The 12,855-nt window shown below is 47.4% G+C and carries 10 protein-coding genes, 2 rRNA genes and 1 pseudogene (1 of these 13 running past the window's edge); 6 read left to right on the top strand and 7 right to left on the bottom strand.

What is annotated here, in order from left to right; translation table 11 throughout:
- The 6 genes and pseudogenes from DYC63_RS03390 to DYC63_RS03365 all read left to right on the top strand — a co-directional run.
- A 23S ribosomal RNA gene (locus DYC63_RS03390) occupies positions 1 to 2,638 on the top strand (it extends 220 nt beyond the left edge of the window).
- Between the two features lie 89 nt (positions 2,639 to 2,727).
- Positions 2,728 to 2,843: ribosomal RNA gene (rrf, locus tag DYC63_RS03385) — 5S ribosomal RNA — on the top strand.
- Between the two features lie 768 nt (positions 2,844 to 3,611).
- The gene (locus DYC63_RS03380; RefSeq protein ID WP_115217937.1) at positions 3,612 to 3,914 is read left to right on the top strand and encodes a ComEA family DNA-binding protein; all 303 of its coding nucleotides are present in this window, start codon (positions 3,612 to 3,614) and stop codon (positions 3,912 to 3,914) included.
- A 275-nt stretch (positions 3,915 to 4,189) separates the two neighbouring features.
- A pseudogene (locus tag DYC63_RS13685) lies at positions 4,190 to 4,299 on the top strand (helix-turn-helix domain-containing protein); the annotation flags it as partial.
- On the top strand, positions 4,296 to 5,258 hold the full coding sequence (locus DYC63_RS03375) for an IS30 family transposase (protein ID WP_115217936.1): 963 nt from the start codon (positions 4,296 to 4,298) through the stop codon (positions 5,256 to 5,258). The pseudogene DYC63_RS13685 and the gene DYC63_RS03375, both read left to right, overlap by 4 nt.
- 278 nt (positions 5,259 to 5,536) lie before the next feature.
- The gene (locus DYC63_RS03365) at positions 5,537 to 7,528 is read left to right on the top strand and encodes a BCCT family transporter (protein WP_115217934.1); all 1,992 of its coding nucleotides are present in this window, start codon (positions 5,537 to 5,539) and stop codon (positions 7,526 to 7,528) included.
- 98 nt (positions 7,529 to 7,626) lie between these two features.
- Here the strand turns inward: DYC63_RS03365 and ypfJ are convergent, their stop codons facing one another.
- The 7 genes from ypfJ to rpsP form a co-directional block, all read right to left on the bottom strand.
- A complete protein-coding gene (gene ypfJ / locus DYC63_RS03360; protein WP_115217933.1) occupies positions 7,627 to 8,481 on the bottom strand; it encodes a KPN_02809 family neutral zinc metallopeptidase in 855 nt (284 codons plus the stop codon).
- 110 nt (positions 8,482 to 8,591) lie between these two features.
- The gene (gene trhP / locus DYC63_RS03355; protein WP_115217932.1) at positions 8,592 to 9,938 is read right to left on the bottom strand and encodes a prephenate-dependent tRNA uridine(34) hydroxylase TrhP; all 1,347 of its coding nucleotides are present in this window, start codon (positions 9,936 to 9,938) and stop codon (positions 8,592 to 8,594) included.
- Positions 9,939 to 9,953: 15 nt separating this feature from the next.
- The gene (locus tag DYC63_RS03350; protein WP_115217931.1) at positions 9,954 to 10,826 is read right to left on the bottom strand and encodes a 3'(2'),5'-bisphosphate nucleotidase CysQ family protein; all 873 of its coding nucleotides are present in this window, start codon (positions 10,824 to 10,826) and stop codon (positions 9,954 to 9,956) included.
- A 7-nt stretch (positions 10,827 to 10,833) separates the two neighbouring features.
- Positions 10,834 to 11,199 (bottom strand): 50S ribosomal protein L19, encoded by a 366-nt coding sequence (gene rplS / locus DYC63_RS03345; RefSeq protein WP_115217930.1) that lies wholly within the window; start codon positions 11,197 to 11,199, stop codon positions 10,834 to 10,836.
- On the bottom strand, positions 11,196 to 11,948 hold the full coding sequence (trmD, locus tag DYC63_RS03340; RefSeq protein ID WP_115217929.1) for a tRNA (guanosine(37)-N1)-methyltransferase TrmD: 753 nt from the start codon (positions 11,946 to 11,948) through the stop codon (positions 11,196 to 11,198). The genes rplS and trmD overlap by 4 nt, the downstream gene beginning before the upstream one ends.
- Before the next feature lie 6 nt (positions 11,949 to 11,954).
- The gene (gene rimM / locus DYC63_RS03335) at positions 11,955 to 12,503 is read right to left on the bottom strand and encodes a ribosome maturation factor RimM (protein ID WP_115217928.1); all 549 of its coding nucleotides are present in this window, start codon (positions 12,501 to 12,503) and stop codon (positions 11,955 to 11,957) included.
- A complete protein-coding gene (rpsP, locus tag DYC63_RS03330) occupies positions 12,503 to 12,757 on the bottom strand; it encodes a 30S ribosomal protein S16 (protein WP_115217927.1) in 255 nt (84 codons plus the stop codon). The genes rimM and rpsP overlap by 1 nt, the downstream gene beginning before the upstream one ends.
- Between the last annotated feature and the right edge of the window lie 98 nt (positions 12,758 to 12,855).

Below are 12,855 nucleotides of genomic sequence, written 5' to 3'. Positions count from 1 at the left end.
CTGAGATTCCGTCAGTAGCGGCGAGCGAAAGCGGAGCAGCCCAATTAAGCCGGCAACATCTAGTAGAACACGTTGGGAAACGTGGCCATAGCGGGTGATAGCCCCGTATACGAAAGACAAGTTGGTGAATCGAGTAGGGCGGGACACGTGAAATCCTGTCTGAACATGGGGGGACCATCCTCCAAGGCTAAATACTCGTTGTCGACCGATAGTGAACCAGTACCGTGAGGGAAAGGCGAAAAGAACCCTGGTGAAGGGAGTGAAATAGAACCTGAAACCGTGTGCATACAAGCAGTCGGAGCATATGTAGATATGTGACGGCGTACCTTTTGTATAATGGGTCAGCGAGTTACATTCAGTGGCGAGGTTAACTGATTAAGGAAGCCGAAGCGAAAGCGAGTCTGAATAGGGCGTTGAGTCGCTGGGTGTAGACCCGAAACCGGGCGATCTATCCATGGGCAGGTTGAAGGTTGAGTAACATCAACTGGAGGACCGAACCCACGCATGTTGAAAAATGCGGGGATGACCTGTGGATAGGAGTGAAAGGCTAAACAAGCTCGGAGATAGCTGGTTCTCCCCGAAAACTATTGAGGTAGTGCCTTGTGGATTGACTTACGGGGGTAAAGCACTGTTTCGGCTAGGGGGTCACACCGACTTACCAAACCGATGCAAACTCTGAATACCGTAAAGTTTTACCACAGGAGACACACGGCGGGTGCTAACGTCCGTCGTGAAGAGGGAAACAACCCAGACCGCCAGCTAAGGTCCCCAAATTACAGTTCAGTGGGAAACGAAGTGGGAAGGCGAAGACAGCTAGGAGGTTGGCTTAGAAGCAGCCACCCTTTAAAGAAAGCGTAATAGCTCACTAGTCGAGTCGTCCTGCGCGGAAGATTTACCGGGGCTAAACTGTATACCGAAGCTGCGGATGCACGCGAAAGCGTGTGTGGTAGGGGAGCGTTGTGTAGGCTGATGAAGGTGTTTTGAGAAGAATGCTGGAGGTATCACAAGAGCGAATGCTGACATGAGTAACGATAATGCGGGTGAAAAACCCGCACACCGAAAACCCAAGGGTTCCTGCGCAACGCTAATCGGCGCAGGGTGAGTCGGTCCCTAAGGCGAGGCTGAAAAGCGTAGTCGATGGGAAACAGGTTAATATTCCTGTACCGAACAATATTGCGATGGGGGGACGGAGAAAGCTAGGCCAGCACACTGTTGGACGTGTGTTTAAGCGCATAGGTTGAATACCAAGGAAAATCCGGGTATTTAAGACTGAAACGTGATGACGAGTCTCTACGGAGACGAAGTGGTTGATGCTCTGCTTCCAGGAAAAGCCTCTAAGCTTCAGATATTGTTTGACCGTACCCCAAACCGACACAGGTGGGTAGGATGAGAATTCTAAGGTGCTTGAGAGAACTCGGGTAAAGGAACTCGGCAAAATGATACCGTAACTTCGGGAGAAGGTATGCCTCTGACGGTGAATAGCTGTTGGAGGCCGCAGAGAATAGGCCGCTGCGACTGTTTATCAAAAACACAGCACTCTGCAAACACGCAAGTGGACGTATAGGGTGTGACGCCTGCCCGGTGCCGGAAGGTTAATTGATGGGGTGCAAGCTCTTGATCGAAGCCCCGGTAAACGGCGGCCGTAACTATAACGGTCCTAAGGTAGCGAAATTCCTTGTCGGGTAAGTTCCGACCTGCACGAATGGCGTAACGATGGCGGCGCTGTCTCTACCCGAGACTCAGTGAAGTTGAAATCGCTGTGAAGATGCAGTGTACCCGCGGCAAGACGGAAAGACCCCGTGAACCTTCACTACAGCTTGACACTGAACATTGAAATACGTTGCATAGGATAGGTGGGAGGCTATGAAGCAAGAACTCTGGTTTTTGTGGAGCCAACCTTGAAATACCACCCTGCGTATTTTGATGTTCTAACGACGGTCCCTGAATCGGGATCTCAGACAGTGTCTGGTGGGTAGTTTGACTGGGGCGGTCTCCTCCTAAAGAGTAACGGAGGAGTGCGAAGGTGGGCTCGGTACGGTCGGAAATCGTACCAAGAGTGCAAAGGCAGAAGCCCGCTTAACTGCGAGACAGACAAGTCGAGCAGATACGAAAGTAGGTCTTAGTGATCCGGTGGTTCTGAATGGAAGGGCCATCGCTCAACGGATAAAAGGTACTCCGGGGATAACAGGCTGATTCCTCCCAAGAGTCCATATCGACGGAGGAGTTTGGCACCTCGATGTCGACTCATCACATCCTGGGGCTGTAGCAGGTCCCAAGGGTATGGCTGTTCGCCATTTAAAGTGGTACGCGAGTTGGGTTCAGAACGTCGTGAGACAGTTCGGTCCCTATCTGCCGTGGGCGTTGGAGATTTGAAGGAAGCTGTTCTTAGTACGAGAGGACCGGAATGGACGAACCTCTGGTGTACCAGTTGTCATGCCAATGGCATTGCTGGGTAGCTATGTTCGGAAGGGATAACCGCTGAAAGCATCTAAGTGGGAAGCCCCTCCTAAGATAAGATCTCCCTAGACCTTAAAGGTCTCTAAAGATCCGTTGAAGACGACGACGTTGATAGGCTCCATGTGGAAGTGCAGTAATGTATGCAGCTAAGGAGTACTAATTGATCGTGAGGCTTGATCATACAACGCTCAAGTTATTTTGAAGCTTAAAGAATTACGTTGAAGTATCGGTAAGAAAGTGATCGATACATAAATTGAAGTAACCGGTTTTCCTGACATCCATAGAGCTGTGGTCCCACCTGAATCCATGCCGAACTCAGAAGTGAAACGCAGCATCGCCGATGGTAGTGTGGGGTCTCCCCATGTGAGAGTAGGTCAATGTCAGGTTTTTATTCGAAGCCCCTGTAGTAATACAGGGGCTTTTTTATTTATTGCTTTTTGTTAAGTTTAAAATCTCTTACGTTTATGTTCTAATTTTTAGAGCTTAGAGCTTAGAGCTTAGAGCTTAGAGCTTAGAGCTTAGAGCTTAGAGCTTAGAGCTTAGAGCTTAGAGCTTAGAGCTTAGAGCTTAGAGCTTAGAGCTTAGAGCTTAGAGCTTAGAGCTTAGAGCTTAGAGCTTAGAGCTTAGAGCTTAGAGCTTAGAGCTTAGAGCTTAGAGCTTAGAGCTTAGAGCTTAGAGCTTAGAGCTTAGAGCTTAGAGCTTAGAGCTTAGAGCTTAGAGCTTAGAGCTTAGAGCTTAGAGCTTAGAGCTTAGAGCTTAGAGCTTAGAGCTTAGAGCTTAGAGCTTAGAGCTTAGAGCTTAGAGCTTAGAGCTTAGAGCTTAGAGCTTAGAGCTTAGAGCTTAGAGCTTAGAGCTTAGAGCTTAGAGCTTAGAGCTTAGAGCTTAGAGCTTAGAGCTTAGAGCTTAGAGCTTAGAGCTTAGAGCTTAGAGCTTAGAGCTTAGAGCTTAGAGCTTAGAGCTTAGAGCTTAGAGCTTAGAGCTTAGAGCTTAGAGCTTAGAGCTTAGAGCTTAGAGCTTAGAGCTTAGAGCTTAGAGCTTAGAGCTTAGAGCTTAGAGCTTAGAGCTTAGAGCTTAGAGCTTAGAGCTTAGAGCTTAGAGCTTAGAGCTTGGAGCTCATAACCATCATAATTTGGAAAATAATTGAGGAGTACATTATGTTGTTTAAAAAAACTTTAACTAAAGCAGTGGGAGTGTTGGTCTTATTGGGCTTATCGGCTGCGGTATCTGCTAAGGTCAATATCAATACGGCTACGGTAGAAGAACTGTCTCAGCTCAAAAATATTGGCGAGGTTAAAGCTAAAGCAATTGTAGAGTATCGTGAAGCTAATGGAGATTTTGCCAAAATTGAAGATATCGTTTTGGTTAAAGGAATAGGTGAGGGCATTTTTTCTGCACTGAAAGAGGATTTAAGCGTTGAAGGCGAAACTTCTTTCGAGGATGTTCAAAATTTAAAATAGTTTTAGGCTACTAACCTAAGGCACAAAAAGTTTTCTAAAAGACTATCTGATCCTTATCAGATAGTCTTTGATTTTTTGGGAGGCAGATTCAAGTGTGAAGTGCAACGCGTCCAAAGCTAGCTTTAACCTCCAATGGCGTCATAAAACCTATAGTCAAGGAAATAAAAAAGAGCTTAGATTCTCAAGCTTGAAGTGCAACGTTTATATAGACAAGAGAGAAGATGTAAGATGTGCAGTGTTGCACTTGCTCATCAACTCTTATCTATCAGAACGTTATGAAACACTATACATATCTTACACAAGAACAAAGGTATAAATATCCGTGCTTAAGAAAAGCGCTTATTCATATAGCGAAATAGCCAATATCGTGGGCTGCCATAAATCTATAGTCGGAGAAGTGAAAAAGTAGTACAAGGCGGCGAGCTGCAGACAGTACAAGAGCGTACGGCAAGGCGAGCCAACGCCGTAATACTTTTTCACTTCTTTGACTATACCATCAGCCGAGAGATTAAACGCAATACAGGTAAAAGAGCTTATCGACCGCTGCAGGCTCAAGAAATGGCACAAGATCGTAAAAAGCAAAACGCTTATCAACTCAGTGATTTTGCCAAAGCCTACATCAATCATCTGATTGAGAGAAAATATTCTCCCGAACAGATGACAGGGCGTCTTAAACGACTGGGTTGGCAACATGTTCCCAGTCATGAAAGCATTTATCGCTATATTTATGCAGACAAGAAATCAGGCGGAGACTTATATCGTCATCTGCGTAGTCAGAAAACCTACCGCAAACGTGGCTTCAAAGCTCATGACAGACGCGGACACATTCCCAACAGAGTAGATATTTCAGAACGCCCGGAAATAGTAGAACAGCGTAGGCGCTTAGGGGATTATGAAGGTGATACGGTCATTGGTTATAAGCACAAAGGAGCATTAGTGACTCTTGTAGAAAGAACAACAAGAGAAGTCAAACTCAAAGCATTGAAGCATCGTAAAGCCGAACAAGTGGCACAAGCTTGTATAGAGATACTTAATGCTGAAAAGGTTTGCACGATTACTTTTGATAATGGCAAAGAATTTTCTCAGCATGAACAGATAGCTGAAGCACTCAATGCCGAGATATTTTTTGCCGGACCTTATCACTCTTGGGAGAGAGGGAGTAATGAGAACCTCAACGGATTGATTCGGCAATTTTTGCCGAAGTCTGTGAGACTCGATAATCTCTGCGCTGAATACATCAAAGAGATAGAGGACAATTTGAATAATCGTCCTCGTAAGGTGCTAGGCTTTATGACGCCATTGGAGGTTAAAGTTAGCTTTGGGTGCGTTGCACTTCATATTTGAATCTGCCCTATATGAGTAAGCGCTTTTCTTGAGCACGAATATTTGATACCTTTGTCTTGTGTAAGATGTGTGTAGTATTCATGACGTTCTGATAGGTGAGAGTTGATGAGCAAGTGCAACACTGCGCCTCTTACATCTTCTCTCTTGTCTATTAAATGTTGCACTTCAAGCTTGAATCTAAGCAGCTTATTTATAGCATAAGTCAGCGATGAGATTTTATTTTGAAGTATAGAGAGCAGAAGATAGCTTTGATATTTAAAAATTTTGAAGGAATAGATATGAGTACACCTATGCAAAAACTGCATAAGCATGGTCTGAATTCCGCGGTTTTTCTGATTTCGGCAGGATTGATTGCATGTATTAGTTTATTTGCAATTTTATTGCCTGAATTAGCGGATAAGACTTTTAAAGCACTACAAGCGATGATTGTAGATAATGCCAGCTGGTATTATGTGTTAACGGTTGCTTTAATTTTATTATTTAGCGTTTATTTAGGATTGTCTCGTTTAGGCAATATCAAATTAGGACCGGATCATTCACGTCCGGATTACAGCAATCTCTCTTGGTTTGCGATGCTGTTTTCTGCCGGTATGGGAATTGGTTTGATGTTTTTTGGTGTCGCTGAACCTGTCATGCACTTTTTAACGCCTCCGCATGGTGAGGGCGGCACGATATATGCGGCACGTCAGGCGATGCAGTTGACGTTTTTCCATTGGGGTTTACATGCTTGGGCGGTGTATGCGGTAGTGGCTTTAATTTTGGCTTTTTTTGCTTACCGTCATAATTTGCCGCTGACTTTACGTTCGGCTTTGTATCCGCTGATTGGCGATAAAATTTACGGACCGATTGGCCATGCAGTGGATATTTTTGCTGTGGTAGGTACGCTCTTCGGTTTGGCAACTTCTCTTGGTTACGGCGCTTTACAGGTGAATACGGGAATTAATCATCTGTTCTCTTTTGTTCCGGTCGGAACGGCAAGTCAAGTGATTTTAATTGCAGTGATTTGTGCTTTGGCAACGATCTCTGTGATGTCGGGTTTGGATAAGGGAGTGAAATTTTTATCCGAGTTAAATTTGGGTTTGGCAGTGGTATTGATGCTGTTTGTGTTGCTTGCCGGATCAACCGTATTTTTATTACAAGCCTATGTACAGAATGTAGGTTCTTATATTTCCAGCATTGTGAGCATGACGTTTAATCTTTATGCTTATGATAAAACCGATTGGTTTGGCGGTTGGACGATTCTCTATTGGGGCTGGTGGGTAAGTTGGGCACCATTTGTCGGTTTGTTTATCGCGCGTGTTTCACGCGGTCGGACTATTCGCGAATTTGTGTTAGGTGTCTTATTTGTGCCGGCGGGTTTCACTTTCTTATGGATGACCGTGTTTGGCAATTCCGCGATTGATATGATTTTAAATCAAGGGAATGCTATTTTGGGTCAAGTAATCGAGCAAGATGTTTCGTTGTCGCTGTTTGCCTTTTTAGAGCAATTACCTTTATCCGGCATATTTAGCTATGTGGCACTGTTGATGATTGTGGTGTTTTTCATCACTTCCGCGGACTCGGGTGCCTTGGTTATGGATATGCTTTGTTCGCATGGTAAAGGAAGCAAGGGCGTGCGCTATCGCCTATTTTGGTCTTTAGGTGCGGGCATGGTGGCAATTGCCTTGTTATTAGCCGGCGGACTCGGTGCTTTACAGACAATGGCGATTGCTAGCGCTTTACCTTTTGTTACTGTGTTGATGGTAGCGCTGTATGGTCTGCTGAAAGCTTTGAATATTGATGCGCAGAAGCAGGAGATTTTGCAGCAGAATTTAAGTATGCCTTTGCCTGCTCAAGGAGACGGTGTGTGGCGCGAGCGTTTGCAGCTTATTATGGATTTTCCGAGCCGCCAAACGGTCAGCCGTTTTATTGATACGACGGTTAAAAAAGCCTGTGATAATGTTGCGGCAGAATTACGTAATTTAGGCGTGGATGCGCGAGTGCTGAATGAAAAAAGCGGCAGCGTAGTGTTGCAGACTAATCATGGCGATGAAATCGATTTTATCTATAAAGTGCGTGTGGCAGGACATGCGCAGCCCGGTTTTGTGCAAAATGAAGATGAAGACAGCGAAGCTGAAATCAATGATACGCAGACCTACTATCGTGCTGAAGTACATTTGGGTGAAGGCGGTCAGGATTACGATATTATGGGATGGAGCACTGAAGGCGTTATTAATGACATCGTCGCTCAGTATCATCGCCATATGCACTTTTTACATAGCCTGCGTTAAGAAAATATCTATATTATTTCATTTGTAACAATGGCGTGAAATAATATGACTTGCCTATAAATCAACCGCCGATTAGGCGGTTGATTTTTTTGGAGGTGTTATTTGAAAGTATCGCAGCTTTGCATATCGCCACTTTGCAAGCCTCGAGCAAACCATTCCATACGTTGCTGCGCGCTGCCGTGGGTAAAATTTTCGGGATTGATGCTGCGTCCTGCCGAAGCCATGATGCGATCATCGCCTACTGCGGACGCTGCTTGCAAACCATGTTCCAAATCCGCACGACTGACATTAATATTATACTTGCTTAAATTTGCCGCCCAAACGCCGGCATAGCAGTCTGCCTGCAATTCAAGAGCAACGGAAATAGCATTGGCTTGTGCTTTATTGCCTGCTTGGCTCATCGCTTTGTGCGCTTGCGGCAATACGCCTGTCAGGTTAGAAATATGATGACCGAATTCATGGGCAATGACATAAGCAAGGGCAAAATTGCCGACGACTTCCGTATTATTGCTTGCTCCCATGCGGCGCATGTCTTGAATAAAATTCAGATCAATATAAATACCCTGATCGGCCGGGCAGTAGAAAGGACCGGTCATACTGCTTGCAGTGCCGCAGGCGCTTTGTGTTTGATTGCTAAACAATACCAGTGTGGGTGCGCGAAATTGAATGCCGTAACGGCTAAATTGCTGCTGCCAGTGATCTTCATTGGCGCCAAGCACCACTTTTACAAATTGTGCCTGTTCTTGGCTTTTGGCGTCGCTAGGAGCGCTTTGTTCGTATTGCGAAGTACCGCCGGTATTTTGAACTAAGCCTAACATGGTGTTTAAATCCACACCAAAGAAGAGACCGATTAAAATGATAACGATGCCACCTAAGCCGATGCCGCCGGCTTTCATACCGGCGCCGCGTCTGTCTTGCACATTATTGCTGCGTCTGCCGCCTTTCCAGTCCATATGTTTTCCTTTTTGATGAAAAGGCTTAGTGTAGCATAGGCTTGCTGAATCAAAGACTGAGTTTTGCGGTAGAAGATTTATGCCCGCACCGCTTTACCGATGAATAGGACTTAAGAAAGATTTTTAGCTAAAAGGGTAAAGGTATCCACTTCGCCGATGTCGGTTTGTACCTGCCAGCCGCTGCCTTTTGCCGCCGGAACGATTTCGCAGTTTTTGCGGTCAAAAAGACTGCCGATGGTGATTTCGCGGTTGCCGCCGGGGCTGATGATTTCCACACGGTCGCCGCTTTGGAAATGGTTTTTGGCTTCAATGGTCGCCAAGCCTTTTTCCGCATCATAGGCGATAACTTCGCCGACAAATTGCTGAGTGGCGGCATTGGACGAGCCTGTGGCGTAGTTTTGCTGGGCTTTGATTTGGCGGCGCACGAAAAAGCCGTCCGTATAGCCGCGGTTCGCCAGCCCTTCCAGTTTTTCATTCAGATCGGGATTAAAATCGCGCCCCGCATAAGCGTCGTCAATCGCTTGGCGGTAGAGTTGAGCGGTGCGGGCGGCATAGTAATGGGATTTGGTGCGCCCTTCAATTTTCAGGCAGTCCACGCCGATTTTTACGAGTTCGCCGACGTGTTCAATCGCGCGCAGGTCGCGGCTGTTCATGATGTAGGTGCCGTGTTCGTCTTCGGTGATTTCCATATATTCGCCGGGGCGATTTTCTTCTTCCAGATAATAAACGCCGTCAGCCAAAGGGTGGCGTTCACGGCTGTCCGTGATGCCACTCAACGAATCGGGAGAGAAGATTAAATCGGGGGTGGGGATGAATTCGCCTTCTTCTTCCTCGGTGCTGGCATGGGTTTTGTATTTCCAGCGGCAGGCATTGGTGCAAGTGCCTTGATTGGGGTCGCGGTTGTTGAAATAGCCTGAAAGCAGACAGCGTCCGGAATACGCCATACATAAGGCACCGTGGACAAATACTTCCAGTTCCATATCGGGGCAGCGTTGGCGGATTTCGGCAATTTCTTTCAGCGAGAGCTCGCGCGACAGAATGACGCGGCTGACGCCGTTTTGCTGCCAAAATTTCACGGTCGCCCAATTCACGGTATTGGCCTGCACGGAGAGATGAATGGACATATCGGGATAGGCTTCTTTGACAATCATAATCAGCCCGGGGTCGGACATAATCAGCGCATCGGGCTTGGCGGCAAGCGAAGGCGCAAGATCGCGCAAAGCGGTATCGAGTTTGTAATTATGCGGCTGGGTATTGACCGTGAGATAGAAATGCTTGCCCAAGGCATGCGCTTCGTCAATGCCTTGTTTGAGGTTTTCATCCGTGAATTCATTGCCGCGCATGCGCAAGGAATAGCGGGCGGAGCCTGCGTAAACAGCGTCGGCGCCATAGGCAAAAGCATAGCGCATGGTTTTGATTGAGCCGGCTGGGGCAAGGAGTTCAACGGTTTTAGTCATGATGTGTGTCTGTGATTAAAAAAATGGCGACGGTGTGCGCGAGGTCTGCTGTTCGGCGGCAAACAGCGCTTGCATGGCTTGAAAGTAAGCGGTGATGCGGCTGTCGTCAAAGCCGGCGCCATAGGCAAGGAAAGGTGGATTTTGCAGATGTTCGCGCGCGCCATACTCAATGGCGGCGAGCTGCGGAAAGTAGCGAAGACCACCGCCGGCTTCGCTAAGCAAAATATCGCCCGCCGCAATATCCCATTCGCTGCCGCCGAGCGACAGTTTGACGTAAAAATCGGCATCGCCTTCCGCCATTCGGCAGAATTTCAGCGCGCTGGCTTGGCTGACATGCCGATATTCGCCAAATTGCGATTGCAAAAAATGATGCACGCGCTTGCTGACATTGATGCCGGCAGTCAATAGACGCGGTTCTGCGGGATTGAAACGGCGGCAGTGCAGGCGTTGCGGCGCTTGATTCGGGCTTACTTTATACGCGCCCATGCCTGCGCCGGCATACCAATAGCAGCGCTGAGTGGGAGAATAAATCAAGCCTAAAATCGGTCGGTGCCGGTAAATGCGCGCAATCGCAATGCAAAATTGATCGCTTTGGCGGATAAATTCCTTTGTGCCGTCAATGGGGTCAATCAGCCAATAGTCTTCAAATGACTGGTTTTGGCTGGAAAGATTTTCTTCGCTGACGACGGGAATGGACGCAATCTTGACCAAGCCTTCGTTGAGAATGCGGTCGGCGGCAAGATCCGCCTGCGTTAAAGGGGATTTGTCGTCTTTAATGACAATGCCCATATGATCTTGATGACCATAGAATGACAAAATCGCCGCAGAAGCGTTTGCACACAATGCGGCGATTTGCGAGATACAGTCTTGAAATTCAAGTGCCTGCATGTTTTCCTTATTCAGCGGCTTTTTTAGTATCAAGTTTTTCTTTGATACGCGCTGCTTTGCCTTCCAATCCGCGCAGATAATATAATTTCGCACGGCGTACGTCGCCGCGGCGTTTGACGCTCACGGAATCAATCAAAGGACTGTGCGTTTGGAAAACGCGCTCGACGCCTTCGCCGTGAGAGATTTTGCGCACAGTAAAAGATGAACCTAAACCACGGTTTTTCTTAGCGATAACTACGCCTTCAAAAGCCTGCAAACGTTCACGGTTGCCTTCGCGTACTTTGACTTGTACGACAACGGTATCGCCTGGATTGAATTCAGGTAAATCGGTTTTAAATTGTTCTTGTTCAAGGGTGTCGATGATGTTGCTCATGACGGCTCTCCAGAAAAATGGGTTTCAGCTAAAAATTCATTTAATAAATTTTGCTGCGTCCGGCTGAGATTAAGTTCAGCAAAAATATCAGGACGCAGTAAAAACGTTCTGCCCAGTGCCTGTTTCATGCGCCAACGGGCGATAAGCGCATGATTGCCACTGAGCAGTATTTCAGGGGCGCAGATTTTATCAGCAATTTCAGGGCGTGTATAGTGGGGGTGGTCTAAAAGTTTATCGTGGAAGGAATCCTGACAGGCGGATTGTCCGTCTCCCAAAACGCCGTCAATCAAGCGGCAGACCGCGTCGGTAATGACCGCAGCGGCGATTTCGCCGCCGGATAAGACAAAATCGCCCAGAGAAATTTCCGCATCAATATGCTGATCGATAAAGCGTTGATCAATACCTTCGTAGCGTCCGCACCAAAAGGCAAGGCGGGGTTTGCCCGCTAATTGCGCGGCGACTTCATGCGTAAAAGGCATGCCCTGCGGGCTGAGATAGACGTGAAAAGGGCGTTCTGCTTGCGCGTTTAACTGCGCCGCCATTTGCGCTAGCGGCACATATTGCATCACCATGCCGGGGCCGCCGCCAAAGGGGCGGTCGTCAATTCTTCCGTGGCGGTCTGCGCTGTATTGGCGCGGATTATGATAGGAGAATTGCAGGATTTGCTTGTCAATGGCGCGCCCGATGACGCCTTGGCTGAACCAATGCGCAATTAATTCGGGAAAAATGCTGATGAAATCGATGTGCATCGTTGTTTATTGGGCGGGATTGTCGTTTGACCAATCGCTTTCCCAGTCCACATGCAGGATTTGCTTGTCAAAGTCGGCGGAATCCACATAGATGCCCACTACCAGCGGAATCAGGAGTTCGGCGATTTTTTTGTCTGCGCCTGTTTTAATGACGAGGACGTCGTTGGCGCCTGTTTCGAAAATTTCTGCGACGCTACCTAAGATTTGCTGCTGGCGATTGACGACGGTCAGTCCGATTAAGTCCGTCCAATAAAATTCGTTTGCCGCAGTCGCAGGCAGTTGCTCGCGTTTGATGCTTAGATTGAGACCGATAAGCTGCATGGCGGCATCGCGGTCGTTATAATTGGTGAAATGCGCGACAATCGATTTGCCTTGCTCGCGCCCGGTATTGAGCTTGAGGGTAAAGCTGTCGCCATTGGGGCGGGTGGCGATGAATTCGCGGTAGCCTAAAATGGCTTCACGGGGTCGGCAGTCTGAGTGCAGTTTCACCCAGCCGCGAATCCCGTGAACACCCACAATACGCCCCAATGTAATTTGAGCGTGATTGTGTTTCATTAGGCTTGGTTAGCCGCTTTGTATTGTTTGACTAAGCTTTTGACGCGATCGCTTAATTGCGCGCCGCGCGATTGTAAGAATTCGATGCGCTCAACATCTAGGCGCAGTTCAACTTCTTGACCGCGCGCAATAGGGTTGAAAAACCCAAGACGCTCGATGAAACGGCCGTCACGAGCATTGCGGCTGTCAGTTGCAACTACATGGTAGAACGGACGTTTTTTAGAGCCGCCACGCGATAGTCGGATTGCTAACATAATATTTTCCTTGTATGGATTGTGTAAAAAGAGGGCGTATTATACGGAAAAGAGATGAAAAATAAAGTTTTTCAGGCATAAAAAAGCGAATATCCGAA

Origin of the sequence: Suttonella indologenes, from assembly GCF_900460215.1 — a bacterium.
Classification (GTDB): Bacteria; Pseudomonadota; Gammaproteobacteria; order Cardiobacteriales; family Cardiobacteriaceae; genus Suttonella; species Suttonella indologenes.
The sequence above is the reverse complement of the archived record's forward strand: the minus strand, read 5'-3'. Positions and strand labels throughout refer to the sequence as shown.